This window comes from Candidatus Sulfurimonas baltica (assembly GCF_015265455.1).
Classification (GTDB): domain Bacteria; phylum Campylobacterota; class Campylobacteria; order Campylobacterales; family Sulfurimonadaceae; genus Sulfurimonas; species Sulfurimonas baltica.
Genome location: NZ_CP054492.1, coordinates 2,458,502 through 2,483,984, shown reverse-complemented (window position 1 = coordinate 2,483,984; position 25,483 = coordinate 2,458,502). Strand labels below are relative to the sequence as shown.

The window sequence follows — 25,483 nt, the reverse complement described above, 5'->3', positions numbered from 1 at the left end:
TGATTGTGTTTGGAATGACGAGTGATTGTGTTTGGAATGACGAGATTTTACGTTCGTCATCCTGAACTTGATTCAGGATCTTGAAAGTAATTCTGCTCTGTGCTCGTCATCCTGAACTTGATTCAGGATCTTGAAAGTAATTCTGCTTTGTGTTCGTCATCCTGAACTTGATTCAGGATCTTAATCTTCATAAACGTCATTCTGGGCTTGACCCAGAATCTATTTAAAAAAAAGGGAAAGAATGATATATTTGGTAGAACATTTTTACTCCATTCAGGGTGAGGGAAAATATATAGGGACTCCATCACTTTTTTTTCGTTTTGGTGGCTGTAATATGAAGTGCGAAGGCTTTGGCTGTGAAGAGGTCTTAGAAGATGGCACTACAATTCTTGGCTGCGATACAATTCACGCTGTAAATAAACAACACTTTAGTAATTATTGGACTCAAATAACAAAAGTTGATGAAATCCTGAGTATTTTAAGCAGTTATAAATTACCTCCACATGTAGATATAGTTTTAACTGGTGGAGAACCTCTTATTTACGCTAATGAACCTGTGTTTATTGAGTTTTTAAATGCTCTACATGTAGCGGGACACAGAATTACATTTGAGACAAACGGATCTCTACATGTAGATTTTTTAGAGTATCCAGTATTTAAAGAGTGTATCTTTGCTTTGTCTGTAAAGTTATACAATTCAGGCGAGCCTCTGTCTAAACGAGTGAGAGGTGAGGTTCTAAAATCTATCACCTCAAATGCCAAAGAGACTTTTTTTAAGTTTACGATTGGTGCATCATACATAAATATTGATTTGGAAGATGAAATTTCTAGTATAGTGAAATATGCACCAAAAACACAAATTTTCTGTATGCCTCTTGGTGGTTCAAAAAAAGAAGTTGAAGCAAATACAGAGCCATTGGTGGAGTTTTGTAAACTAAAAGGGTACAATTTTAGCGACAGACTCCATATGAGAATATGGGATAAAGAAAAAGGTGTGTAATGATAATAAGAAAACTTTTTAAATTTGAGAACGTTCATATAGTGAGAGGTTGCTCAACTGTAAGATGCAGAAGCTCCCTACATGGACACTCATACAAGATTGAACTGCTTTTTGAGTCCAACTTTTTAGACAATGCTCAAATGGTTTATGATTTTGGTCTTATGAAGCAGAATATGAAAGCTTTTATTGACTGTTTTGACCATGCTGTAACTATTTGGGATAAAGATGATGAAAATTATATAAGAGATATGAAAAAATACTCTGACAGATGGATTCAACTTCCGGTATCCCCATCAGCCGAGCAGTTTTCTCGTGTTATATTTGTTATGATTGATAGAATTTTAAAGCTTACTAAAACAGTAAATGGTGAGAGAGAAGTAAAACTAAACAGTATTATTGTTCATGAGACAGATACTGGCTATGCTCAATGTTTTGCGCAAGATGCTTACTCTGAAAATATGGGAATAATTGATTTAGAGACTATTATTTTTAGTGATACTATAAAAAATGATTGGTCCGATACAGAACTTTGGGAAAAAATAAAAAGAGGAGAGAGTTTTATAAACCCTCTTAGTGTTTAGCTATAAACCAGATTCCGTATCAAGTACGGAATGACGGAGATTTTAAACTCATTTTTCTCCTCTCAGATAGATAAGCATTTCGTCACTCTCAGCTTGACTGTGAGTCTAGTTGCCTTGTCTCGCGAGCTAGATTCCGTATCAAGTACGGAATGACGGATCCTTTAAGCTCATTTTTGTGCTTTGTTCTACTGAGTGCTAACTAAATCACTACTCTCTTTAGAGGTGAAATAAAATCTTGTAGGAATAATTTTCACACTACTCTCTTTTGCTAAAAAACCGACACTCTCATCAATAATTATGTAAGAGTTTGAAGTGGCGAGGGGAGATATCATCCCTGGTGCAAACTTCTCATATGGTGCAAATGAGTTGCCATCAAAAAAACCCGGGACCAATGTTCTTCTTCCAGCTTTTAATCTGTAATCAGTTGCCATTTTTGTATCTATCGTGCTTAAATATTTAGACTCATCACCGCTTAGCGCCAATATAATACTCTGTCCAAAGAGTTCAAAGTTCAGCGCTGCAGCTAATGGGTTTCCAGGGAGATTTAACACGCAGGTATTTCCAATTTTACCGAAAGTTGTTGGTTTTCCAGGCTTTATCTCCACCTTATCAAAAAATATCTCATAGCCAAATGCTCCAAAAGCCTCTTTTGTAAAGTCCGCATCTCCTACACTAACTCCACCAGATGTAACGATTAGGTCACAGTCAAGTGCGCTTTTTATGTGAAGATGGATATCCTCAAGCGAGTCATGTGCAGTTCCTATAAACTCAACTTCACAACCAAGCTCAAGTGCGCGTGAATAAAAAGTCGGGCTGTTTGTGTTGTACAGCTGGTGTGAGTGAACATTTTCAAAGTGCATTTTCAGCTCATTTCCCGAAGCAAAAATAGCTACTTTAGGTTTTTTGTAAACCCTGACATGGCTAATACCCTGTGATGCCAGTAAAGTTATGTGGTGAGCATGAACTCTTTGCCCTTTATGCAGAAGCTTATCCCCACTTTTAATATCTTCACCGCAAAATCGAATATGTTTATTTTTTTGTAGGTTATGCGGCAAGGTTATACTAACTTCTGCACCTTTACTAGATTCATTAGAGCTTACTAAATTTACATCCTCAATTGGAACTATACACTCTGTCCCAAATGGGATTTTCGCACCCGTCATAATTTTAATAGCAAAACCACACTCAAGAACCTCTTTTGAGCTATCGCCTGCAAAAACAGTATGAGTGACTTTTACTAATTTGCCGCCATCTTCAACTTTTACAGCGTAGCCGTCCATCGCTGAGTTGTCGTATGGAGGAAGGTTGTGTTTTGCGACTATATCTTCACATAAAACATAACCTAGTAGTTGTTCAAGTGGCAATATTTTTAATGATTTTTCTGGTGAGTTTTTATAGATAAGTTCTAACGCTTCTTCGATAGTTACAGCCATTGCCCGCCTTTTAGTAAAAATTATAATAATTATAGTAAAATTCCACTATGAATGAAATGTATGATATGAGTATTGTAACACATAACTACGGTGTTATGTCTGTTTTGGGTGTGATTTTAATCAATGTTTTTATGCTTTTGCGTGCAAAAGATATAACTAAATATAGAAGATTTATGAGGCTATTTATGCCAATAGGTTCAATAGCAATTGGTGTAATTATTTTTACAGGCATTGTTATGATGGCCGCTAAACATCTTGAGTTCACTTTAGCAAATATTGCTATGATAATTTTTGCAGTAGCTATAATAGTCTTGGAGGTAAAACGCTCATCAAGATTGAAATATTTGAACAAAAAAGAGCAAAATGCTCTAAGTGTGTATAAAACTTTTGCGCTTAAAATTTTAATGCTTGAAGTGTTAGTAACCTTAAGTATCTCTTTTTGGATGTGGCTTTGACCTATATTTTTAACGATGATGCAGGTAAGGAATCCTTACATGTAAAAGGGGAGCTTTACAAATATTTAGTTAAAGTTAGACGCCATTGTGAAGGTGATGAACTAAGTTTTCGCTCACGAACTGATACTAAAAATTTGCACACGTACAGAGTTCTACATGTAGAGCCAAAAGTGTTGGAACTCTCTCTTGTCTGCTCTGAACTTAAAGAGATAAAAAGTGAAAAGTCTCTACATGTAGCCTGGTGCATTATTGATGCAAATTCAATAGAAAAAGTACTTCCATCATTATGTGAAATAGGTGTAGAAAAAATCTCTTTTATATCGTGTGCAAGAAGTCAAAAAAATTTCAAACTTGATTTTAAGAGGTTTGAGAGGATTACAGAAGCATCTATGCAACAAAGTGGAAGAAGCTCTTATATAGAGTTTGATACATATAAAAATATAAAAGATTTTATAGATGAATTTCCACAGACAAAGGTTTTTGACTTTTGCGATAATATTTTAAATGGCGGTGCTGAATTTGATACAGTTCTAATTGGTTGTGAAGGTGGTTTTTCAGCGCAAGAAAAAGAGTTTCTAAGCAAACAAGATAATTTTAGACTATCTACACCAATGATTCTACGCTCTGAAAGTGCTGTTATGGCAGTGGTCAGCAAGATACTGCTGTAAGTTTAAGATAATTTTAGGTACAATTCCACTTGAAAAAATCCGCACCCATACGGATTAAAAAAATATATAGATATTCGCAAATTACCGAATATCAAAAAGGCAAAACATGAAAAAAGATCTTCACCCTAAATTAGTAACTTGTGCCGTAACTTGTGCATGTGGAAACAGCTTTGAAACAAAAAGTAAAAACGATGAATTACGTATTGATATTTGTAACGAGTGTCACCCGTTTTTTACAGGTTCTGAGAGAATGGTAGATACTGCTGGTAGAATTGAGAAATTTAACAAGCGTTACGCTAAAAACTAATTTAAGACACTACTATGACTTTTCTCGCTGAAGGCGAAACTTTAGTGACTGAGTATAATCTGGACTTTTTCAGATTATATGAGAAATGTTAAAACTAGTACCCACACCGATTGGAAACATAGGTGATATCTCTCTTAGAGCCATAGAGGCCCTGAGAGATGCCGATACACTATTGTGTGAAGACACACGCGTTACCAAAAAACTCATCCATATTTTAAAAGAGCGATATAATACTTCTTTTAAAGAAAACCAAAATTTTATCTCACTTCATTCTCACAACGAAAAAGATTTTATTGAAAAAATAGAGACATCATTTTTTGATGTCAATGTAGTTTATGTAAGCGATGCAGGAATGCCTGGTATAAGTGATCCCGGACAAGCATTGGTGAGATATTGCCAAATAAATGGAGTGGAGTATGATGTGCTTCCAGGTGCTAATGCCATTCTAACAGCCTTTGTAGCAAGTGGCTTTGTTGAAACTCAAATGCTGTTTTGGGGATTTTTACCTCATAAGGGCCAAGACAGAGCTTCTTCACTACAAGGCGCTTTAAATAGTGGATTTACAACAATTGTTTACGAATCACCACATAGATTAGAGAAATTTTTAAAAGAACTTGCGGCTGAAGAGCCTTCAAGAAAAATATTTTTAGCAAAAGAGCTAACAAAAAAATTTCAAAACTACTATTTTGGGACTGCGGATGAGTGCCTCTCGAAGCTTAATGGCAATATTCGTGGTGAATGGGTTGTTGTGATTGAAGCTGGTGCTGCACATAATAGCAGTGCGATAAGTCAAAATGATATTTTAGAACTCGATATACCTAAAAAAATTCAGGCAAAACTCATTAGCAAAATAACAGGTGAAAATACAAAAGCCTGTTATCAAAGACTGCTAAATATATAATATTCAATGCCAAATGCTCACTTTTGTAATAAAAAACTATATAAAACTTTTTTTTAATTTATTTTAGATAGAATGTCTTTATGTTAATTTATGCAAAACAACCAATCAATTATATTATCAATAAGCATCCTGAAAAAATCAGGACTTTATATCTTGCTAAAGAGATGGATAAAAAAGAGTACTCAAAACTTATGAGAATGGGTTTTGAGATAAAAAGAATACCTGCAGATGCTGCGGGTAAAATGTGTAAAAATGCTTCTCATCAAGGAATTCTCGCGGAGGTAGACGAGTATGAACTTAAAGATTATAAAACATTTTTAAATCACGAATTTGTACTTGTTTTATCTGGTTTGACAGATATTGGAAACATAGGTGCAATTGTTAGAAGTGCTTACGCTTTGGGTGCAGACAGCATTATTGCTTGTGGGGTTAAAAAACTCCCATTTGAAGCAATACTTAGAACAAGTACTGGCGCTCTGTTTGATATCCCTTTTGCGATAGAAACAAATGTTCATAATGTTATGAATGATCTTAAAACATCTGGTTTTACTACTTATGGTGCTGATATGGGTGGATCAGATATAAGAGATATAAAACTGAAGCGTAGAAGAGCACTATTTTTAGGAAGTGAGGGTGAAGGACTTACTGATAGAGTCATCTCAAAATTAGATGAAGTGGTAAGTATAAAAATGTCACATGAATTTGATTCTTTGAATGTTAGTGTGGCTGGAGCTATTTTAATGGATAGGATGAGAATATGAAAGGTGGGTATGACGCATTAAAAGAAATTGGTGCCCAAAAAATACATGAAGCTACCCATATTTCCAGAGAATATGTACAAGCTATTTTGCATGAGAGCTTTGAAGGTATGACCAGAGTGCAGCTGTTTGGTTTTATATCTATTTTGGAACGTGAATATTCTATTGATTTAAGTGAGCTTAAAAGTAGAGCAGTAGAATATTTTAATGATAATACACCCCCAATAAACGAAGAAAACCGTACTAAAGTTTCTCTCTTTTCTAATCAAAAAAGAAATTTGGCTCCTATATATATTGGAGTTGCATTAGCAATTTTTGTTGTGTTTGCTCTTTTAAATATAAAATCAATAAATAAAGAAGTGTCAAAAAATACAACTGTTGACAATAGTGTAATTGATAGTGCAAAAAGTAATATTGCAAATGATATAAAAGATGAGAATAGTTCCGAAATAGAGAAAGTGGAAGTAATCAAAGAAGAAACTGTGGTAGAGGATTCTAAAAGCGAGGCACTCTCTTTTAAAATTTTTCCAAGAACTAAGGTTTGGCTAGGCTATATCGATTTAATCACATATAAAAAATATCAAACAACATTTTCCGATGAGTTTAGTCTCGATCCAAGTAAAGATTGGCTTTTGGCATTTGGGCATGGACATATAAATATTGAAATCAATGGAGTTGTAAAAGAGTATAAAAATCCAAAGACTGTAAGATTTTTATATAAAGATGCTGAACTAAAAGAGTTAAATTTTGAAGAGTTTAGAAATTTAAATAGAGGAAATATATGGTAAAAGTATTTTTACTACTTGCCCTTCTTTTCTCTTTTTCTGCTGCTGAGACTAAAAATATCCATAAAGATTCATTAAACTCTGAAAATCTTTTAACAGAGAAGATTAAATCTTTTATTGGTGAAGCTGCATTTAAAAAAGATAAGGCATATATAGATATTATTTTTTCTCCAAAAAAAGATTACTACATAAGTGACGGGAGAGTTGATTCTGTTAAGGTTATACAAACCCTTAAGGAAAACGGTGTTTTAAATCTCTTTTTTAAGGAACCCCGCGAAATCAATATAAGCTTTAAAACAGACGGTCCTCCTCTGTTTTTTGTTAAGATTATGAGTGACTCACTTCAAAATATAGGCTATTACAAGTATGTAACCAAAGAGTCTAATTTAAAAATATCTGAGTTTACATGGCAGATAAGTTTGACATCAGAATATGCAGCAGATCCTCTTATATTATCTCAAGAGTTAAAAAAAAGCGGTTGTGAAATAATAGATGTTATAAAAGAGTCTGAAACGGATTGGACTTATATTGTTGATATGCAAAAAGCCAAGCTAGATACAAAAATTCTTGAAGAGGGTGAAGAGCTGGAGCTAAAGAGATCTCTTTACTCATATTGGCTGGATGTGTCAAAGATTAAAAAATTAAGAATCTCCAGCTCACGTAGAAATAACTGGTATCCATATATTGCTTATTACGATAAATCACTAAAGTTATTAAGAGTCATTAAAAAAGATGCAAAAAGGGCTAGAATTACTTTGGACATGAAAGAGAATACATACTATATAAAAATTTCTGATATATATACTCTAAAAAACATAAAAGATGCTTTGATATTAACACCAATTGGCACAAGAGAAACACTTCCTAAGCAGTAAAAAAAGTTTATTATCATTTTGTAAACATTTTTAGCTAAAATACCATTAATATTTTTACAGGAAATTTTGATGTTTGATGAAATACAGTTTGACAAGATGAAAAGACTACCAAAGTATGTCTTTGCTGAGGTAAATGAACTTAAGATGGCTGAGCGTAGAGCGGGTGCTGATGTGATAGATTTTTCTATGGGTAATCCAGATGGCGATACACCGGAGCATATTAGAGAAAAACTAATAGAATCTGCCCAAAAAACTAAGACTCATGGTTATTCGACATCAAAAGGTATTCCTAAACTTCTGATAGCAATCTCTGATTGGTATAAAAGAAGATTCGATTGCGATTTGGACCCGATGACAGAGTGTGTTGCGACCATGGGTTCAAAAGAGGGCTATGCACATCTAGCATACGCAATAACAAATCCTGGGGATACGGCTGTTGTCCCTGATCCGACATACCCTATACATGAATACTCTTTTATATTAGCGGGAGGAAATGTTGTAAAATTCGGGATAGAGTTTGACGAGCACTACTGTTTGGATGAAGATAAGTTTTTTGAAGACTTAGACAGAGTTTTTAAAGAGACTTCACCACACCCAAAATATGTTTTAGTTAACTTTCCCCATAACCCAACAACTGTAACGGTCACGCATGAGTTTTATGTGAGACTGGTTGCCATGGCAAAAGAGAAAAGATTTTATATTATCTCTGATATAGCGTATGGAGATATCACATTTGGAGATTATAAGACTCCGTCAATTATGAGTGTGCCTGGAGCCAAAGATGTTGCAGTTGAGTCTTTTACTCTTTCAAAGTCTTATAATATGGCTGGTTGGAGAGTTGGTTTCTTTGTAGGAAATGCAAAGCTAATAGGAGCACTTCAAAAGATTAAATCTTGGTTGGATTATGGAATGTTTACACCTATCCAAGTTGCGGCAACGATAGCTCTTAACGGAGATCAGCAGTGTGTCCAAGATATAACAGATAAGTATGAGCATCGTCAAGATGTGCTTTTAGAAGCGTTTGATAGAGCAGGCTGGAAAATAAATAAAAATCAATCGAGTATGTTTGTTTGGGCAAAACTTCCAGCATGCGTGGAGCACTTAGGATCTTTAGAGTTCTCAAAAAGACTTCTAGTAGAAGCTGGCGTTGCAGTTGCTCCAGGAATTGGTTTTGGTGCTTACGGCGAGGGGTATGTTCGCATAGCCCTGATAGAAAATGACAACCGCATCCGTCAAGCAGCAAGAAATATCAAAGAGTTTTTAAAACAGTTTGAAGAGGAAAAAAAATAGTATGATAAAAGTAGGAATAATAGGTGTTGGAACTGTTGGAGCAAGCGTAGTCCAAATACTAAAAGACAATGCTGATGTTATTTCTGCTCGTGCGGGTGTAGATATAGTAGTTAAAAGTGGAGTAGTTAAAAATCTAAACAAAGAGAGAGGTTTAGATATTACTTTAACCGACAATGTTGATGATATACTTAACGATAGTGAGATAGATGTTGTAGTAGAACTTATGGGCGGAGTCGAAGAAGCATTTGAGGTTGTAAAAAAAGCACTTAAAAGCGGTAAAGCTGTTGTAACTGCTAACAAAGCACTCTTGGCATATCACCGTTATGAACTTCAAAGTTTGGCCAATGATATAGCGTTTGAGTATGAGGCCAGTGTAGCAGGCGGTATTCCTATTATCAACGCCCTTCGTGACGGACTATCTGCAAACCATATCGAATCAATTGTTGGGATTATGAACGGTACATGTAACTATATGATGACTAAGATGACAAACGAGGGCGTGGCATATGATGCCATCTTAAAAGAGTCTCAGGAATTAGGTTATGCAGAGGCAGACCCTACTTTTGATGTTGGCGGGTTTGATGCTGCACATAAACTTTTAATCTTGGCAAGTATCGCTTATGGAATTGATGCTAAACCTGAAGATATCTTAATTGAAGGGATACAAAACGTCACTCAAGATGATATAACCTTTGCAAAAGAGTTCGGCTATGCTATAAAACTTCTCGGTATTGCTAAAAAAGACGGCAATGAAGTTGAGCTGAGAGTTCATGCTGCACTGATTAGACAAGAGGAGATGATAGCAAAAATAGATGGTGTTATGAATGGAATCTCTGTAGTGGGGGATAAAGTTGGTGAGACACTATACTATGGTCCAGGTGCCGGTGGGGATGCTACTGCATCTGCTGTTGTCGCAAATATAATAGACATTGCAAGAAGTGGAAAATCTAGACCAATGTTAGGTTTTGACAGACCTATGGAGGGGAAACTTACTCTAAAAGCAAAACAAAATATAGAGTCAAAATACTACCTTCGTATAAATGTATCAGACAAAACTGGTGTTTTAGCAAAAATAACAAAAGTTTTTGAAGATAATAATATCTCAGTAGAGACCATGCTTCAGCGCCCAGCTTTACAAAACTCTGCAAACCTTCTTATTGCTACACATGTAGCTCTTGAGAAAGATATTCAAGCTATGATAAAAGAGATTGAAGCATTAGAGTTTGTAAACACTAAACCCGTTATGATTAGGATTTTATAGGTTTTTAAACATTTGAAAATCTTAATAACAGGTGCAAGCAGCGGGATAGGTGAAGAGTTGGCACGACTCTATGCCACTAAAAACAATGAGCTAATTTTACTAGCACGAAGAGAAGAGCGTCTGAAAAAACTCCAAGAGGAGTTAGCTCCACATGTAAAAAAAATTGAGATAGTTGCAGTAGATATTTCCGACTTCCAAACACTACAAAAAAAAATCAAACTTATCGGTACCGTTGATATGGTAATCTTAAACGCTGGAGTATCAATAGGGCACTCTTTGGAGATAACCCCATTTGAGGATTTTAAAAAACTTTTTGATGTAAATTTGCTTGCCAACCATGCGATTTTAGAGATTTTACTTCCTTGTTTTATAACACAAAAAAGTGGCAAAATTGTATTTATCTCGTCACTAGCCTCACTTATTGCCATGCCGAGTTCAAAAGCATACAGCTCATCCAAAAGAGCACTGAATGCTTATGCTGAGTCTATTAGATATAAGTATAAAAAAGATGGAATAAAAGTTATAAATATACTGCCGGGTTTTATACAAAGTGAGCTAACGGACAAAAATAAATTTAAAATGCCATTTTTACTGAGCACCAAAGATGGTGCTATGGTAATTTACAGAGCTATCCAAAAGAATAAAAGGTTTTATCCTTTTCCTCTTAGGTTTTATTTAATTATCAAACTTTTAAATTTACTTCCGCAGTTTTTAAGAGATAAAATTGTAAACTTCATCAACTAAAGTTGGGAAGTTCTTATGGAAAATGTTGAAACAATAGATAGTGTTTGTACTTATTGTGGGGTTGGCTGTGATATAGCTGCCGAGGTTAAAGATAATAAAATTCAGAAGATTTTTGCACACCCTGATGGAGTTGTTTCACAAGGAAAACTTTGCATTAAAGGTAAGTATGGCTTTGATTTTGTTGATTCACAGGATAGACTTAAAATACCAAGAGTAAGAAAAACTTTTCTTGATAAAAACCCAACAATAAAAGAGGCCATCTCTTCATCATTAGTTGATTTTGACGATATCTGGTATGAGACTGATTTGGATTCTGCAACAACTGCAGCAAGTCTAAAACTTCAAGAGATTAGAAAAAACTATGGCGACAGAAGCATTGCCTCAATCGGTGGTGCTAGAACCTCTTGCGAGAGTGTTTACCTTTTTCAAAAATTTACCCGCCACACTATAAAATCTCCACATGTAGATAATTGCGCAAGAGTTTGTCACGCTCCAAGTCTTACTGGAATGAAAAAAACTATTGGTGAAGGTGCGGCAACAAACCCGTATAATGATATATACAATGCCGAATTTATGATAGTAATTGGCTCAAACACAACAGAAGCTCACCCAATTATCTCAAACCGTATAGTTGAAGTAGCTCAAAAACATGACAACTTAGCTGTTTTTGACGTTCGTGAAATTAAACTGCATAGATTTTCAAAATATAAAGCGATAATACCACATGAAGCAAATCTACTTGTTTTAAATATGATAGCTTATGTAATTATGGATGAAGAGCTTTATGCTGAGAGTTTCATTGCTGACAGAACCAAAGGTTTCGCAGAGTTTAAAGAGAAGATTTTAAATGACCCATATGCAAATCCTAAATATTTTGAAAATATTGAAGGTTATGAATATCTAAGTAAGATGATTCCAAAAGTAGCTCGTGAATACGCACTAAAACAATCTATGATATTTTGGGGACTAGGAGTTACAGAACATCTAGATGGTTCTTACGCAGTTATGGCTATTGTACATCTTGCTCTTATGACAGGAAATGTAGGAAAAAGCGGAGCTGGACTTATGCCTCTTCGTGGTCAAAACAATGTTCAAGGTGCTTGTGATATGGGAATGCTTCCAAATTATGATCCTGATTACCAAGAGCCAAAAGAAGTTGGTCTTATGACTCCTCAGTTAGTTGATGAGATGTTAGATGGTCGCTTAAAAGCTGTTTTAAACATGGGTGAAGATTTAACTCATATACATCCAAATTTAAATAAACTAAATAGAGCTATGGATAACTTAGAGTTTGTTATGGTTCAAGAACTCTTTATGACAGATATAACATCAAGAGCAGATATAGTAATAGGTGTAAAATCTGCCTATGAAAAAACAGGTGTTTATGTAAATGCAATGCGTCGTCTGCATCTTTCTCAACCGCTTGTAAAATCAGACCTGCCTGATGATTGGGAAGTAATAAAACTTCTTGATAATAAAATGGGGGGAGATTATGGTTATAAAAACTCAAATGAGATTTGGGATGAAGTAAGAGAGGTTGCATATCGTCGTTTTAGTGGAGCTTCGTATAGCAGACTAGAGCGACACCGAAAGCGTGGACTACAGTGGCCTGTTCATACAGAAGATACACCGATACTTCATCAACTAGATTTTAGAACTGATGATGGGCTGGGAGAATTTCATTATCATCAATATAAACTTCGCGGAATGATAGAAGAGATATTGGCTAAAAAGCTAACAGGTTATCATTTAACAACAGGGAGAACAATCGCTCACTACAATAATGCCGCGCAAACAAAACAGACACCAAGTTTAATGAAGCGTTATGATGAAGATATTCTTTTAGTGAATGAAGACGATGCCCCAGACTTTTTAAGTGAAAGAGTTATTTTAAAAACAGAGTTTGGTCAAACTTCGCCACTCCTTGTAAAGTTAACAAATAAAGTACAACCAAAAACACTTTTTTCAACTTTTCATCATGCAGGTTCCAAGATAAATAATCTATTTGGAGATAAGTGCGATGAACTTATTTTGACTGCTGCTTTTAAATCTATAAAAGTAGAAGTAATAAACTGCTAAAAGATGAGCAGGTTTAAGGGAGATTTAGCTGAAGAGAGGGCTGTAAAATTTTTAATAGAGAATGGATTTTTTGTAGCCCAGAGAAACTTTTACTCTCGCTTTGGCGAGATAGATATTATTGCAGTAAAAGATGAAGTTGTCCATTTTATAGAGGTGAAAAGTGGAGTTGACTATGAGAGTGCCATTCAAAATATAACCCAAAAAAAATTATCAAAAATCATAAAAACGGCACATGTATATATGAAAAAAAACTCTCTAGATGTAAATTTTGTTTTTGATGCGATTGTCGTAACGCCTAAAAATATAGAGTTTTTGGAGAACATTACACTTTAGTCTATTTTGCTAAATCAGCTTCTTCAATTAAATCATAAAAACCGTCAATCTCTCTGCTCCCTTGAGCGGTATGTACTATTTCACCACGCTCTGTTAGAAAGTAATGCCTTGGGACACCTCTGACTTTAAATTTTTTTGGTACTTTATGCCTATCTCTTGACATATATAAAAGTATATAATCTTTTTTCAGCCTCTCTATTACACTTTTGTCTGAGAGAGTCATCTCTTTAAATCTGTCACACCATTTGCACACATCCGCACCAATAAAAAGGTAAACACCTTTGTGAGCTTTTTTCGCTTCTGACAAGGCGACATCATAATCATGTAACCACTCAAGTTCGGCACTAAAAAGAGCCGAGACTAACATTGAAATTATTATAAAAATCTTCATTATTCTCTTTTTTAAGCGTAAATATCCAAAGTCTTGTTTGTGCTAACCGTAGGTTCAACATCTTTTACTTGGGTGGCTTTAAAATTTTCTGCACTTGAAACCGTTTGGTTTATGGCACTATCAAGCCCTGAATTACTGTCTGCTGTACTTTTACTGCCAACAGAAACAGTATCAGCTCTTCCAACTTGCACTTGGCTAGAATAAGGTGACTGAAATATATAACGAGTAACTTCCATGACGTCCTCCTGTTTATCTGTTAATATAATAGCATAAAATAAAATAAGTTTGCTACTTTAATGATATAATTTTCTAAATAATTGAATTCTCTGATTAAAGAATATGTTAGATTCCAAATCAAGTTTGGAATGACGACTTCTTGTCTCGGAGTGATGACACTTTATCTTGGAGTGATGGGCACCTCCGTCACCCTGAACTTGATTCAGGGTCTAGTTAATTAGTTGAGTATTCAGTTATAGATATAAAAACTTTTTTCAGAGGAAATTTAATGAAAGCAAAAATATTTTTTGGCTCAGTTGAAGCTAGAGTAGATAATTACAGTGAAAGAAGAAGTCCATTTAGTGGAGAGGTTGTTTCTTATGCTCCTGTTTGTGATGAGAAAGATGCTTTAAAAGCATTGCAAATTGCGCAAGACGCAACAAAGTATGCTAAACAATCAACCCTCTCTCAAAGATGTAACTGGCTCTTAGATGTGGCAAAAAAGCTTAAAGAGCAAAAAGAGGATATTGCAAAAACAATAACCGATGAAGTTGGTAAGCCAATATCTTTTGCAAGAGTTGAGGTGGATAGATGTATTGAAACAGTAACTTTGTCAGCTGAGACTATGCGAACAATGCACGGTGAAACAATCAATACTGATGCAATGGCCAGTGGCAAAAAAACAACTGCATTTTTCACTCGTGAGCCTGCCGGTGTTGTTGTGGCAATCACTCCATTTAATTTTCCTCTAAATCTTGTTGCTCATAAACTAGCTCCTGCTTTGGTTGCAGGAAACTGTGTTGTTTTAAAGCCAACACCAGAAGCTCCTTTGACGGCATATAAATTTGCGAAACTATTTATTGAGAGTGAGTTTGCTATCAAAGATGCTTTAAGTGTAGTTTACGGCGATGCAGAGGTTGGGGGTGCTTTGATAACGAGTGATATTCCACGTGTTATCAGTTTTACAGGTTCTGTTCCTGTTGGAAATATTATCACTAAAAATGCTGGCATTAAAAAAGTATCTTTAGAACTTGGCGGAAATGCGGCAACCTACATAGATAAAAGTGCTGATTTAGATTTAGCGGCTAATCGTTGTGCATTAGGCGCTTTTGTAAACTCTGGACAAGTTTGTATATCTTTGCAGAGGATTTATGTAAACGGCGATATTTATGATGATTTTGCAAATAAAATGGCAGAGGAAACTAAAAAACTCGTAGTTGGCTCACCTTATGAAGATGATACTTTTATGGGTCCTCTTATAGATAATGATTCTTGCGTTCGTGCTATGGGTTGGGTAGAGAGTGCTATAGAAGAGGGTGCAAAAGCACTTCTTACTCCAAGACACGATGGGAGAATGTTTTACCCTTGTGTAATGGCTGACGTTAGAGATGATATGGCAATAGTTTGTGAAGAGGTTTTTGCCCCTATTGTTTCTCTTATAAAAGTTGATTCGTTTGATGATGCCATTCCTCGTATGAACAACTCTCCTTACGGACTTCAGTTTTCAGTATTTACAAATGACTTAAAACTTACTCAGCGTGCTATATCAGAGTTGGATGCTGGTGGAATAGTTATAAACGATATGCCAACTCTTCGTTTTGATATACAGCCTTATGGCGGTGTAAAACTTAGTGGAGTAGGGCGTGAAGGTCCTAAGTTTGCTATTGAAGAGATGACGGAAATCAAATCAGTAGTGATATGTTAGAGTGTGTAGTAAAAAGGTCATCATCTCTGCTTGTTTACTTGGCCAAAATTGTCGCTATGATGGTAAAACAAAAAAAGTAAATGAAGTCCTAGAAGCTTTCAAAGATTATGAAATCATACCTTTTTGTCCAGAAGCACCTCTTTTTGGAACTCCAAGAGAGAGAATAAATGTAATACATGTAGATGGAAAAAACAGAATTATTACAGATGAAACCAACAAAGATGTGACACAACTTTTAGAAGACGAGATAAATACATTTGTAAAACAAAATCTACATGTAGATGTAATAGTACTCAAATCAAAAAGCCCAAGTTGCGGCTTTGGAACAACCCCTATTTTAAATTGTGAGAAAGAAATTATTAAATATGGAAATGGCATAGCAGCGGAAATATTTTTAGTAACATATGCAGATATAAATATAAAAGATGAATACCTAAATATATAAATTTAAAAAAAGTTATGGTACAATCGGCGCACTATTACTTTAAAAAAGGTTTTTAAATGAAAAAATTTATATTAGGCTTATCTTTTAGCATATTATTTTTCTCTAATGTTATGGCAGAAGATTTAGATGATGTTATGAAAGCAAAAGGCAAAGCAATCTTTGAGTCAAAAGGCTGTACTCTTTGTCATAAGCTAGATAAGGAACTTATAGGACCATCAGTTCGTAAAATAGCAGAGTCTTACACAGGTAAAGAGAGCTCTTTAGTGCCTTATCTGAGTTCACAAGGAACACCTATCGTATATCCAGATCGTGCACCTGTTATGAATCCACAGTTAGCAAAAATTAAAACACTCTCAGAAGAAAAGATGAAAGCATTAGCAACATATCTTATTTCAGCTGCTGATAGACCAAGACAAAGGTAGAACATGAAAAACAATCGTTTTTATATAGGAAGTATCGCAATCTCTTTATTGCTTACATGTACAAATGTATTTGCAGCTGAAGATTTATCTGCTGATATGGTAAATGCTACAACAGAAGAAGTGGCTTTAACTGAGAAAGAAAAGTTTTATGGAACTGCACTTTTAGCAGATAAAAAAGTTGTTCACCCACCTTATGAGTGGGGAGATTGTACTGTTTGTCATGAGGGGTCTGATCCTGAAGATGGAGAAGATTTAAAGCTTGATACTCCAGAATTATGTTACCAATGTCATGAACCAAAAGATACTAAAAATTTCATTCACGGACCAGTTGGAGCAGGTGCTTGTACGGCATGTCATAATCCACATGAATCGCCAAATGCAAAACTTTTAGTAAGATCAAGTATTAATGAACTTTGTACATCATGTCACGAGGCAAAAGATAAGTTTTTACACAATACTACATATATTCACCCACCAGTAAAAGACCAATGTACAAACTGTCATGATCCTCATACTGAAGATAATCTTTATCAATTAAAAGCCGATCGCAAAAAAGATATATGTCTTATGTGTCATGTTGATAAAAAAGTTTGGATAGCAGAAGTTACAGATAAGCATGGAGCAATTGACAGACCAAGAAAATGTCTTGAGTGTCATGACCCTCACGGCTCTGAGCATCCAAAATTTATTATAAAAGATACGGCAAAAGAGTTATGTCTTACTTGTCACAATGAATCTTTAACAACTGATGAGACAGGCTACAAGCTTCAAAATATTGCAAAGCATCTTGAAGACAACCCAGATTGGCATGGTCCAATTCTTTGGGGTGATTGTGCAGCATGTCATAATCCTCATGGCTCAAACAATTTAAGAATGTTAAAAAAACCATTTCCTAGAACTTTTTATGAAAGTTTTGACGAAAAAAATTACATCTGTTTTCAGTGTCACGAGCCAGATAAAATTAAAGCTGAGTTTACTATAGAAGCAACTAATTTTAGAAATGGAGATAAAAATATACACTTTGTACATGTAAATAAAATTAAAGGTCGTTCTTGTCGCGCTTGTCATGATTTTCATGGAACAAAAGAGTACCCTCACCACTTAAGAAAGAAAACACAGTTTGGAAGAATAAACTTCCCTATTCGTTATATAGAAACTGAAAATGGTGGTTCGTGTGCGCCAGCTTGTCATGCTCGTCGCCATTACGATAGAGAGACTCCAAAAGTCAACTTGAAGTAAATCAAGTTTTGAAAACAATATACCTCTTTTTTATCCTTCTCTTTGTCGCTTTAAGCGGCAATGCAGAAGAGACATCTTCAATAGAAATTTTAAAACCATATGATTATGTGCGTTACGAGGGTAAAGATAGCACTTTTGTAATAGATGCTGATTATAAAAAAGTTGATACTATAGTTATACGTCAAGGTGATATAAATACTACATTAGATGTGACATCACAAAAAGCTACATATTGTAAAACGATTGAACTTCATCCTGCAAGAAATGAAATCATAGTAGAAGCATATAAAGATGGGAAACTTCTTAGTACTGACAAAAGAGAATCTTATTTTTATAACGATGTTTTGCCAGGCGTAGATGTTTACGATTCAGAACAATATGATAAAAGATATTTTCACTCCCAAGAGGAAGAGGATAAGTGTAAGTCATGTCATGATATGACAAACAATATCCCCCATGAAGATGAGCCTTTTGATGATGTCTCTGAAACTACATGTTATAAATGTCATAATGCTAAACTAAATACAAGTAATTCTCACGCACCAGCAGCGAACTGGCTTTGTAACGTTTGTCATACTGGTAATGGTGGAGAATATAACGTAGATGATGAGGGTTTATCAAAGTACTTGGCTCCAGATCCTATCTATACTAGATGTGCTTATTGTCACGAGAGTGTTGAAGACTGGATGGCGAGCAGATATGGTCATGGCCCTGTTAATGATGGAAGATGTAAAAGATGCCACAATCCACATGGTTCAGAAAATGAATTTTTTCTTCGTAAAAAGATTTGGAACTTATGTACTACATGTCATACAGAAAAAGCAATCCCAGGTAACCATATAGTTTCAGGTTTTGTTTTTGCAAGAAACAAAGGGGCACACCCAACTAAAGACAGAGCTGATCCAGCTCGACCAGGAAGAGAATTTGTTTGTACAAGTTGTCACAATCCACATGGCTCCACAGGAATATACCTACTTAGAATGAAAGGCTCTCATCCTTTTAATGTATGTAAAAGATGCCATAAAAAGTAAACATAAAGCAATAACGTTACTTTTTGTAACTTAATTAAAACTAAAATTATAATTGTAGTTATAGTATGTTTCATTTATTAAGTTTATATGTTATGATCTGATATATCAAATAGAAATATATAGGTGTTTAAGCTTTGTATATTTTAAAAGGAGAGATATTGAATACTAAATTAAGATTGTTATTAGCTTCATTGTTGGTTTCATCTGTAACTTTTGCTGGTGTTTCTGGTGGTAATTATGGTGGGGTTTCAATTACTGACTCTACAAGTCCACATAATTTAAGTGCTAGACTAGGTGATGATGATAATGGTGAAGTTTGTGTATATTGTCACACGCCTCACGCTGCAAATATTTCTTTTGCAGGCGCACCTTTATGGAATAAGTCTGACTCGAATGAAACTCAAGTTTATACTACGTATGGAACGACAGTTGGTGGAACAGAGGCAAATACAACAATTGCTAGCGCATCATTGGTTTGTTTAAGTTGTCACGATGGTATTTCTGCTGTAGATTCTATTGCAAATGCTCCTGGTTCTGGTATGCAACCAATAGCTGGTTCACAGAATATTGTTAATATCTTAGGAACTCCATATGGTGGTAATATTGGTGGAACTATGGGTGTTTCTGCAGCTTCTGGTGCAACTGCTGTTGATCTTTCAAATGATCACCCTATATCTATAGTATATACACCTGGTAGAGCAAGCCTTAGAGAAACTACTGATACTTTAGATGATGGTGAAAATAATGAATCATGGGTAACTCCAAGTGGAAGTCAACTAGTTTCTGCCCTATTACGTGGCGGTAACGTAGAATGTGTTTCTTGTCATGACCCGCATAATGCTACTGGTGTTGCTCAGTCAGCAACTAATATACAAGTTAATTACCTTCGTCATACAAATGAGAGAAGTGAACTTTGTTTTGGTTGTCATGCTAAATAATATCTAAAATAGATGTTACTTTAAAGTAGTAGGTGGTTATCCACCTACTACAAACCTTCTCCATATAATTTCTGCATTTTTTCTTAAAGCTTTATTTTTTTTAAATTTTTTTCTTTTGTTTATATATTAAAGATATAATATATATGTAAGGATTTTTATGAAAAAAATTATTTTAATAATATTGTTGGGTATTTCTTTATTGAATGCAAAAGTTTGTAAGTTAACACAGTTGGATGAGATAGAGTTTTCGTTTTCTGGATATAAAACAATTTATAAAGTTCCCATGAATGCCACTTTTACTAGTTTTGAGTATAAACCTGCTGCTAAAGAAGGAAATACTCTTAAAGCGCTATTGGTAGGTGCAACTTTAATTGTTGATAAAAAAAGTGTAAAGTCATCTGATGGTGCTATGGATGAAACATTGAGTTTGTTTTTCTTTGACAAGCTTAAAGGTGATGAAATAAGTGCTGAAATATTAGATGTAAAGATGCGTAATTCAAGAGAGGGTACTCTCTCTGTAAAAATAGGTATGAATGGTGTTGAAAAAATAATAAATATGAAATATTATATAATGAGAAACTCATTGTCTGCTTCAGGAAATATAAATATTCTTGATTTTGATGCAAAAGACCTATTTTCATCATTTAGTAAAGAGTGCTTCGATAAGCATTTAGGTAAAACATGGAGTGATGTCACTCTTTTTTATAAAATAAAAAAAGTTTGTAAAACAAATCAAAAATAAGGAATAGATTATGAGAATATTTTTTATATTTTCTTTTATTGTAGTATCTATATTGTTTCAAGGGTGCTTTAGTAAAGAAGTTAAAGTTGAGAAAGTAAACATAGTTTACCCATCTTTTCCAGATGAGCCAAGGATACAGTATCTTGAAACTTACAGAGGAGAGAACAACGAAAAAGTTGAATTGAATACTTTAGATATAATTTTAGGGGAATCAATAGAAAATAAAAGCAAAAACCCATTAATTGTTAAGCCTTATGGAGTAACTATAGATAACGGTAAACTGTATGCTGTAGATACAGCAACTAAGATGATTTTTGTTATTGATGAAAAAACTAAAGATGTTTCTTTTATTGGTGATGGATTGAGTGGACCTGTTGGAATTGCTTTTGATTCTAAGGGATTTGCATATATAAGTGATACTCGTAGAAAAGCTGTAATGGTATATAACGAAAAAGGAAAACTACTCACTGCTATTGGAAGTAGGTTAGAATTTGCACAACCAACGGGAATTGCTATAGATAAAAAGCTAAATCGTTTGTATGTGGCAGATACTAAGGGTCATAAAATAAAAGTTTTTGATATAGAAACGAAAAAGATGTTGTTAGAGATTGGAAAACGTGGACATGCAGATGGTGAATTTAATTTTCCTACTAATGTAGCGATTGATAGTAGAAATAATAATCTAATTGTTTCAGACACTCAAAATTTTCGTGTTCAGATTTTTGATAAAGATGGAAAATTTATTCGTACATTTGGAAAAGTTGGTACTAGGCCGGGCGAATTTACAAGACCAAAAGGTATAGGAGTTGATAGCGAAGGACATATATATGTTACTGATTCTGCTTTTAATAATGTACAGGTCTTTGATGATAAAGGAACATTATTACTTTACTTTGGTGGTGCTGGATATGTTAAACCTGGAACATTTAGACTTATATCTGGACTCTATATAGATGAGAATGACAAGATAATTATAGCAGATGGTTTCACCGGAAGAATTCAAACATTTCAGTATTTAAGTGAAAAGTGGAAGTTAAGTAATCCTGAAAAATATAAAGAATTGTCAGGACTTAATGGTAAAATAAATAAAGAAGAGATGAGAATTAAAAAAGAGCTTGAAAAAGAGCTTTACAATGAGGCGGAAAATAAATGAAAATAATATTGTTACTAACATTAAGTTTAGCTCTTTTTGCAAAGAGTCCTTTGTTACCAGAGGCGTCGGTTGCTGTTGTAGATGGCATTTCAATTTCAGAAGATGATTTGCAAAGAGAAGTAAACAAGCTTATGCCAAAAAGCTTCTTACATTCCAATGTTACTGATGAAAAAGTTAAAGATTTAAAAATTAAAGCTATGAAAACACTTATAGATAGAGCTTTGTTGTATAACTATGCTCTATCTGAAAATCTAGGTGCAACAAAAGAAGACGTAGAAAACCAACTTATGAAGATGGAAAGGACTATCAAAAACAAAGTAAAGGGAGTAAAAGATACAAGAAGATTTTTAATAGAAGGATTTAAAAAAAATGGAGTTTCTTTTGAAACACTAAAGCTAGCTATTAAAAAAGATATTACATTAGATAACCTTTACAAAGAAAAAATAAAAAAAACAATCACTAACGAAGATTTGAAAAAGTATTATGAAAAAAATATGTATAAGTTTAAAGAACCAGAAAAAAGAAGAGTTCGTCTTATATATATTAGAAATAATCCAAGTGCTAAAAATGGGAAAGAAGATGCAAGGTTAAAAGCAAAAGAGGCCATGAAAAAAATTCAAGATGGTGCAGATTTTGGAGATATAGCTGCTAAATATTCAAACGCAATGAGTAGAATCAAAGGTGGCGATATGGGTTTTATACATAAAGGATTATTGGAACCATATGTAGAAGAAAAATCCTTTAAGCTAAAAAAAGGTGAAATTAGTGAAATTATAGAGATGGACATTGGCTTTTATATTGTGAAAATTGAAGATATGAAAGAGAGCAAGCAACTTTCGTTTAATAAAATAAAAGATGGCTTGAGAAGAGATTTGAAAGTAAAATTTGAAGATAAAAAAAGAACAGATTTGCTTGAACGCTTGAAATTAAAATCAAAAATTATAAGGTAAATATATTTAGATGAAGAAACGTCTTATCTGTATTCTTTTGTGCATAATGGTTATAACACCCCTTAATGCTAAAAGCTATCCAGATAGAGGCATGAGAGGAAGCATCGGGCTTAACTATGAGGAAGAAAGTCTAGATACTTTCGATACTTTGTTGAATAGGCAAAATTTAATACAAGAATATAATTTAAATTATGATGGAAATATTTATAATCCAAAACTTTTGGATTATAAACTTTTTGGTAGTCTTCGTTACTCAGATATGACACAAGATATTAATGGGAATAGTAACAAAGCAAAAAGTGAAGCTTTAGACTATGGAATTACTACCAATGTTTTTAAAAGTACGAAATTTCCTATGACTATGTTTTATAATGCAAGAAATAGTCCAAGCACTATCATTAATGACGATATAGTAACTTATATTTTGGCAGAATCAAAAAATTATGGAATTTCAGGTTCAGTACGGTTGAATAAGCTAGGTTTTACTTATGGGGCTGATAAGAATGTAGTTAGTTCTAGCAATCTTGCTTCTAATGCAAATTTTTCCACTGAAACATCAAATAGCTATAATACAGGAGTTTCTTATCTTACGGGAAGACATATTTTTAGATTAAAGTATAAAAATAAAAAAAACACTACTACTGGCGATGTTATGCAAAGAAACGATGAAGACAATTCAGTTAAATTTACTCATAAGTTTAAAATCGACAAAGATATTGTTTTGGACTCTGATTTTATGTATAACAATTATGTTTTTGAAAATGATGGCATTACAGATACAACTACAATGGGTGGAAATATTAACTTAACTTGGAATCCACAAGCAAAATATCAGGGAACTATTTTAATGAATTTTAATCGTGTAGATTTTTATTCTAGAATGGATAGCAATAGCTCTAGCACAGAAACAATGTATATTACAGACACTCTTAATATTAATCAAAATTTTGTATATAGACCAAATAATGACTTTTCAATATCTCAAAATATAAGTTATTTTTATTTAGATAGTGATGACTTTAGCTCTGAAACAAGCAATATAAAACTAAATTCAACATACAAGCATACTAAAAAGTTGTCACCACAAAGAAGTCTTACTTATGGAGGTTCAGCAGCAGTTATTATGAATCAAAATAATAGATCCAGATCTCTAAAAGAAATAAATAAAATAGAAACAGAAACAGAAACAAATACAAATTTTAACGCCAATGCAAATATATCTTTATCTGAAAAACTGCCTTCTATAAATTCATCATTAAACGTTGGTGGAGGATATGCAGGATCAAGAGGTTCAGATTCTCAAGGTACTGATACATATATTTTAAATTCTTCTTTATCGTCTCGCTTATGGCTTTTTTATAATAATATGAAAATTAGCTACGCATCATCAAAAACTCAAACAATCTTAAATTATAGCGACGATTTGAGATTGAACTATTCAAGAAGAGTAGGCTTAAAAGGAAGACTAGATAGTAGTTTTATAGCTAGGTATACAAAAACAATAAATGATAAAATAATTATAGAACAGATAATATCTAGTGCAAGTTTAGGATTTAAATATCGCTTTTTTACGAGATTGAATTTTTCAACAAATGCAAATCTAAATCAAGACTTTAAAGCTAGTAGTTTAACATATGGATTAAATTCAAGTTTAGGGTATAACATAGGGCTTTCAAGTATATCATTAGTGCATAGTTATAGGGAAGCCGTAAACAGTACCAAAGAGACTTTTCAAGCAAAGTTTACTAGAAGATTTTAAAGGATTATAATAATGAAAACAACTTTATATATACTATTATTGTTAATAGCAAGTGTGAATCTAAATGCAAAAGATACGGAAAGACTTTATTGGCCACAAGAGCCTGATAAAGCTCGTTTAGAGTATCTTTCTTCATTTAAAACAGCAACAGACATAGGCATAAAAAAAGGTTTTTTTGCAAAACTTAGTGATTTTGTTTTGGGAGAGGAAGACATAACAATATCTTTTCCTTTTGGAATACATGTATCTGGAAATAGACTTTACATATCAGATGTTGATAAAAAACAAGTTTATATTTTTGACACAGAAGAAAATGAAGTTCTCACATTAGAAGGTTCTAGCAATCAAGCTTTCGCTTATCCGGTAGATGTGATTTCAGATAAAGAGGGAAAGATATATGTGTCAGATTCGATTCGTGCGAAAATATATGTTTTTGAAAAAGATGGGGATTTTGACTATATAATAGAAAATATTAGAATTAAAAGACCTGTTGGACTTGCCGTAAGCCCTGATAATAAACGTTTGTATATTGTAGATGCAGTTTCTAGTCAAGTGCATGTAACCAGCCTTGATGGTAAGTTTTTGTTTTCTATTGGACGTTTTGGAAATAGAGAGGCAGAATTTAACAGGCCTACTTATATTGATGTAGATAAAGATGGCAAAATTTATATTACAGATTCGATGAATCACCGTGTGCAAATTTTAGATAAAGATGGAAAATATATTAATTCTTTTGGTCATATAGGCAGACAAATAGGGAGTTTTACTAGTCCTAGAGGTATTTCTGTTGACAGCAGTGGAAATATTTATGTAAGTGATACCCTATACAACGCAATACAGGTCTTTAATCAAAAAGGTGAGTTGTTAATGGTTTTTGGTAGTTATGGAAGTAGAAGCGGTGAGTTTAATATGCCTATTGGTATATCTATCTCAAAAAATGATAAAATATACATTAGCGATACAAAAAATAAAAGAGTTCAAATGTTTAAACGTTTGAATGTATCCAAATAGAGAGGTTAAAG

Annotated in this window: 28 protein-coding genes; 25 read left to right on the top strand and 3 right to left on the bottom strand. The window is 33.8% G+C overall.

The features are described 5' to 3' along the window. Positions 1–241 precede the first annotated feature (241 nt). Positions 242–1,000: a 7-carboxy-7-deazaguanine synthase QueE gene (locus HUE88_RS12465; RefSeq protein WP_194369477.1), complete on the top strand. Its 759-nt coding sequence runs from the start codon at positions 242–244 to the stop codon at positions 998–1,000. Continuing rightward, positions 1,000–1,581: a 6-pyruvoyl trahydropterin synthase family protein gene (locus tag HUE88_RS12460; protein WP_194369476.1), complete on the top strand. Its 582-nt coding sequence runs from the start codon at positions 1,000–1,002 to the stop codon at positions 1,579–1,581. Before HUE88_RS12465 ends, HUE88_RS12460 begins: the two co-directional genes overlap by 1 nt. A gap of 185 nt (positions 1,582–1,766) precedes the next feature. On the opposite strand, the gene HUE88_RS12455 is transcribed toward HUE88_RS12460, so the two are convergent. Next, positions 1,767–3,014, bottom strand: a complete 1,248-nt coding sequence (locus HUE88_RS12455) for a molybdopterin molybdotransferase MoeA (RefSeq protein WP_194369475.1) — start codon at positions 3,012–3,014, stop codon at positions 1,767–1,769. A 47-nt stretch (positions 3,015–3,061) separates the two neighbouring features. Between HUE88_RS12455 and HUE88_RS12450 the strand changes: the two genes are divergently transcribed. From HUE88_RS12450 to HUE88_RS12395, 12 genes are all read left to right on the top strand, one after another. Beyond that, on the top strand, positions 3,062–3,469 hold the full coding sequence (locus HUE88_RS12450; protein WP_194369474.1) for a hypothetical protein: 408 nt from the start codon (positions 3,062–3,064) through the stop codon (positions 3,467–3,469). After that, a complete protein-coding gene (locus HUE88_RS12445) occupies positions 3,460–4,137 on the top strand; it encodes a 16S rRNA (uracil(1498)-N(3))-methyltransferase (protein ID WP_229860209.1) in 678 nt (225 codons plus the stop codon). Before HUE88_RS12450 ends, HUE88_RS12445 begins: the two co-directional genes overlap by 10 nt. A 106-nt stretch (positions 4,138–4,243) precedes the next feature. Continuing rightward, on the top strand, positions 4,244–4,444 hold the full coding sequence (rpmE, locus tag HUE88_RS12440; RefSeq protein WP_194369472.1) for a 50S ribosomal protein L31: 201 nt from the start codon (positions 4,244–4,246) through the stop codon (positions 4,442–4,444). Positions 4,445–4,529: 85 nt separating this feature from the next. After that, on the top strand, positions 4,530–5,345 hold the full coding sequence (gene rsmI / locus HUE88_RS12435) for a 16S rRNA (cytidine(1402)-2'-O)-methyltransferase (protein ID WP_194369471.1): 816 nt from the start codon (positions 4,530–4,532) through the stop codon (positions 5,343–5,345). An 80-nt stretch (positions 5,346–5,425) separates the two neighbouring features. Beyond that, positions 5,426–6,106, top strand: a complete 681-nt coding sequence (rlmB, locus tag HUE88_RS12430) for a 23S rRNA (guanosine(2251)-2'-O)-methyltransferase RlmB (RefSeq protein WP_194369470.1) — start codon at positions 5,426–5,428, stop codon at positions 6,104–6,106. After that, on the top strand, positions 6,103–6,891 hold the full coding sequence (locus HUE88_RS12425) for a hypothetical protein (protein ID WP_194369469.1): 789 nt from the start codon (positions 6,103–6,105) through the stop codon (positions 6,889–6,891). The genes rlmB and HUE88_RS12425 overlap by 4 nt, the downstream gene beginning before the upstream one ends. Beyond that, positions 6,885–7,763 (top strand): hypothetical protein, encoded by an 879-nt coding sequence (locus HUE88_RS12420; RefSeq protein WP_194369468.1) that lies wholly within the window; start codon positions 6,885–6,887, stop codon positions 7,761–7,763. The genes HUE88_RS12425 and HUE88_RS12420 overlap by 7 nt, the downstream gene beginning before the upstream one ends. A 69-nt stretch (positions 7,764–7,832) precedes the next feature. After that, on the top strand, positions 7,833–9,053 hold the full coding sequence (locus HUE88_RS12415) for an LL-diaminopimelate aminotransferase (RefSeq protein ID WP_194369467.1): 1,221 nt from the start codon (positions 7,833–7,835) through the stop codon (positions 9,051–9,053). Between the two features lies 1 nt (position 9,054). Continuing rightward, on the top strand, positions 9,055–10,314 hold the full coding sequence (locus HUE88_RS12410; RefSeq protein ID WP_194369466.1) for a homoserine dehydrogenase: 1,260 nt from the start codon (positions 9,055–9,057) through the stop codon (positions 10,312–10,314). Between the two features lie 12 nt (positions 10,315–10,326). Next, a complete protein-coding gene (locus HUE88_RS12405; RefSeq protein ID WP_194369465.1) occupies positions 10,327–11,058 on the top strand; it encodes an SDR family NAD(P)-dependent oxidoreductase in 732 nt (243 codons plus the stop codon). A gap of 15 nt (positions 11,059–11,073) precedes the next feature. Next, on the top strand, positions 11,074–13,137 hold the full coding sequence (locus HUE88_RS12400; protein ID WP_194369464.1) for a molybdopterin oxidoreductase family protein: 2,064 nt from the start codon (positions 11,074–11,076) through the stop codon (positions 13,135–13,137). Between the two features lie 3 nt (positions 13,138–13,140). After that, positions 13,141–13,470, top strand: coding sequence for a YraN family protein (locus tag HUE88_RS12395; protein ID WP_194369463.1), 330 nt, complete (start codon positions 13,141–13,143; stop codon positions 13,468–13,470). 1 nt (position 13,471) lies between these two features. Here the strand turns inward: HUE88_RS12395 and HUE88_RS12390 are convergent, their stop codons facing one another. Together HUE88_RS12390 and HUE88_RS12385 are read right to left on the bottom strand one after the other, a co-directional pair. Next, positions 13,472–13,861: a thioredoxin family protein gene (locus tag HUE88_RS12390; RefSeq protein WP_194369462.1), complete on the bottom strand. Its 390-nt coding sequence runs from the start codon at positions 13,859–13,861 to the stop codon at positions 13,472–13,474. Positions 13,862–13,872: 11 nt separating this feature from the next. Continuing rightward, complete coding sequence (locus HUE88_RS12385) at positions 13,873–14,097, bottom strand: hypothetical protein (protein WP_194369461.1); 225 nt, start codon at positions 14,095–14,097, stop codon at positions 13,873–13,875. A 269-nt stretch (positions 14,098–14,366) separates the two neighbouring features. On the opposite strand from HUE88_RS12385, the gene HUE88_RS12380 reads away from it, so the two are divergent. The 11 genes from HUE88_RS12380 to HUE88_RS12330 all read left to right on the top strand — a co-directional run bounded on the left by HUE88_RS12380 (position 14,367) and on the right by HUE88_RS12330 (position 25,472). After that, positions 14,367–15,782 (top strand): aldehyde dehydrogenase family protein, encoded by a 1,416-nt coding sequence (locus HUE88_RS12380; protein WP_194369460.1) that lies wholly within the window; start codon positions 14,367–14,369, stop codon positions 15,780–15,782. 1 nt (position 15,783) lies between these two features. Then, positions 15,784–16,227, top strand: coding sequence for a 2-thiouracil desulfurase family protein (locus tag HUE88_RS12375; protein ID WP_194369459.1), 444 nt, complete (start codon positions 15,784–15,786; stop codon positions 16,225–16,227). 56 nt (positions 16,228–16,283) lie between these two features. Then, entirely contained in the window at positions 16,284–16,649 is a 366-nt protein-coding gene (locus HUE88_RS12370) for a c-type cytochrome (RefSeq protein WP_194369458.1), read from the top strand. Positions 16,650–16,652: 3 nt separating this feature from the next. After that, positions 16,653–17,888, top strand: a complete 1,236-nt coding sequence (locus HUE88_RS12365; protein ID WP_194369457.1) for a cytochrome c3 family protein — start codon at positions 16,653–16,655, stop codon at positions 17,886–17,888. An 8-nt stretch (positions 17,889–17,896) separates the two neighbouring features. Further along, positions 17,897–18,919 carry a cytochrome c3 family protein gene (locus HUE88_RS12360; protein WP_194369456.1) on the top strand — a complete coding sequence of 341 codons (1,023 nt, stop codon included), beginning with the start codon at positions 17,897–17,899 and terminating at the stop codon, positions 18,917–18,919. A 158-nt stretch (positions 18,920–19,077) separates the two neighbouring features. Then, entirely contained in the window at positions 19,078–19,857 is a 780-nt protein-coding gene (locus HUE88_RS12355; RefSeq protein WP_194369455.1) for a cytochrome c3 family protein, read from the top strand. A gap of 157 nt (positions 19,858–20,014) precedes the next feature. Next, the gene (locus HUE88_RS12350; RefSeq protein WP_194369454.1) at positions 20,015–20,599 is read left to right on the top strand and encodes a YceI family protein; all 585 of its coding nucleotides are present in this window, start codon (positions 20,015–20,017) and stop codon (positions 20,597–20,599) included. Positions 20,600–20,609: 10 nt separating this feature from the next. After that, on the top strand, positions 20,610–21,752 hold the full coding sequence (locus tag HUE88_RS12345) for a 6-bladed beta-propeller (protein WP_194369453.1): 1,143 nt from the start codon (positions 20,610–20,612) through the stop codon (positions 21,750–21,752). Beyond that, positions 21,749–22,702, top strand: a complete 954-nt coding sequence (locus HUE88_RS12340; RefSeq protein WP_194369452.1) for a peptidylprolyl isomerase — start codon at positions 21,749–21,751, stop codon at positions 22,700–22,702. Before HUE88_RS12345 ends, HUE88_RS12340 begins: the two co-directional genes overlap by 4 nt. 10 nt (positions 22,703–22,712) lie before the next feature. After that, the gene (locus tag HUE88_RS12335; RefSeq protein WP_194369451.1) at positions 22,713–24,461 is read left to right on the top strand and encodes a hypothetical protein; all 1,749 of its coding nucleotides are present in this window, start codon (positions 22,713–22,715) and stop codon (positions 24,459–24,461) included. 12 nt (positions 24,462–24,473) lie between these two features. Then, positions 24,474–25,472: a 6-bladed beta-propeller gene (locus tag HUE88_RS12330; RefSeq protein ID WP_194369450.1), complete on the top strand. Its 999-nt coding sequence runs from the start codon at positions 24,474–24,476 to the stop codon at positions 25,470–25,472. Positions 25,473–25,483: the final 11 nt, after the last annotated feature.

What these genes read in the sequence shown, in the direction of transcription:
- HUE88_RS12465 (WP_194369477.1), top strand. Translation starts at nt 242, where the DNA reads ATGATATATTTGGTAGAACATTTTTACTCCATTCAGGGTGAGGGAAAA.
- HUE88_RS12460 (WP_194369476.1), top strand. Translation starts at nt 1,000, where the DNA reads ATGATAATAAGAAAACTTTTTAAATTTGAGAACGTTCATATAGTGAGA.
- HUE88_RS12455 (WP_194369475.1), bottom strand. Translation starts at nt 3,014, where the DNA reads ATGGCTGTAACTATCGAAGAAGCGTTAGAACTTATCTATAAAAACTCA.
- HUE88_RS12450 (WP_194369474.1), top strand. Translation starts at nt 3,062, where the DNA reads ATGAATGAAATGTATGATATGAGTATTGTAACACATAACTACGGTGTT.
- rpmE (WP_194369472.1), top strand. Translation starts at nt 4,244, where the DNA reads ATGAAAAAAGATCTTCACCCTAAATTAGTAACTTGTGCCGTAACTTGT.
- rsmI (WP_194369471.1), top strand. Translation starts at nt 4,530, where the DNA reads ATGTTAAAACTAGTACCCACACCGATTGGAAACATAGGTGATATCTCT.
- rlmB (WP_194369470.1), top strand. Translation starts at nt 5,426, where the DNA reads ATGTTAATTTATGCAAAACAACCAATCAATTATATTATCAATAAGCAT.
- HUE88_RS12425 (WP_194369469.1), top strand. Translation starts at nt 6,103, where the DNA reads ATGAAAGGTGGGTATGACGCATTAAAAGAAATTGGTGCCCAAAAAATA.
- HUE88_RS12420 (WP_194369468.1), top strand. Translation starts at nt 6,885, where the DNA reads ATGGTAAAAGTATTTTTACTACTTGCCCTTCTTTTCTCTTTTTCTGCT.
- HUE88_RS12415 (WP_194369467.1), top strand. Translation starts at nt 7,833, where the DNA reads ATGTTTGATGAAATACAGTTTGACAAGATGAAAAGACTACCAAAGTAT.
- HUE88_RS12410 (WP_194369466.1), top strand. Translation starts at nt 9,055, where the DNA reads ATGATAAAAGTAGGAATAATAGGTGTTGGAACTGTTGGAGCAAGCGTA.
- HUE88_RS12400 (WP_194369464.1), top strand. Translation starts at nt 11,074, where the DNA reads ATGGAAAATGTTGAAACAATAGATAGTGTTTGTACTTATTGTGGGGTT.
- HUE88_RS12395 (WP_194369463.1), top strand. Translation starts at nt 13,141, where the DNA reads ATGAGCAGGTTTAAGGGAGATTTAGCTGAAGAGAGGGCTGTAAAATTT.
- HUE88_RS12390 (WP_194369462.1), bottom strand. Translation starts at nt 13,861, where the DNA reads ATGAAGATTTTTATAATAATTTCAATGTTAGTCTCGGCTCTTTTTAGT.
- HUE88_RS12385 (WP_194369461.1), bottom strand. Translation starts at nt 14,097, where the DNA reads ATGGAAGTTACTCGTTATATATTTCAGTCACCTTATTCTAGCCAAGTG.
- HUE88_RS12380 (WP_194369460.1), top strand. Translation starts at nt 14,367, where the DNA reads ATGAAAGCAAAAATATTTTTTGGCTCAGTTGAAGCTAGAGTAGATAAT.
- HUE88_RS12370 (WP_194369458.1), top strand. Translation starts at nt 16,284, where the DNA reads ATGAAAAAATTTATATTAGGCTTATCTTTTAGCATATTATTTTTCTCT.
- HUE88_RS12365 (WP_194369457.1), top strand. Translation starts at nt 16,653, where the DNA reads ATGAAAAACAATCGTTTTTATATAGGAAGTATCGCAATCTCTTTATTG.
- HUE88_RS12350 (WP_194369454.1), top strand. Translation starts at nt 20,015, where the DNA reads ATGAAAAAAATTATTTTAATAATATTGTTGGGTATTTCTTTATTGAAT.
- HUE88_RS12345 (WP_194369453.1), top strand. Translation starts at nt 20,610, where the DNA reads ATGAGAATATTTTTTATATTTTCTTTTATTGTAGTATCTATATTGTTT.
- HUE88_RS12340 (WP_194369452.1), top strand. Translation starts at nt 21,749, where the DNA reads ATGAAAATAATATTGTTACTAACATTAAGTTTAGCTCTTTTTGCAAAG.
- HUE88_RS12335 (WP_194369451.1), top strand. Translation starts at nt 22,713, where the DNA reads ATGAAGAAACGTCTTATCTGTATTCTTTTGTGCATAATGGTTATAACA.
- HUE88_RS12330 (WP_194369450.1), top strand. Translation starts at nt 24,474, where the DNA reads ATGAAAACAACTTTATATATACTATTATTGTTAATAGCAAGTGTGAAT.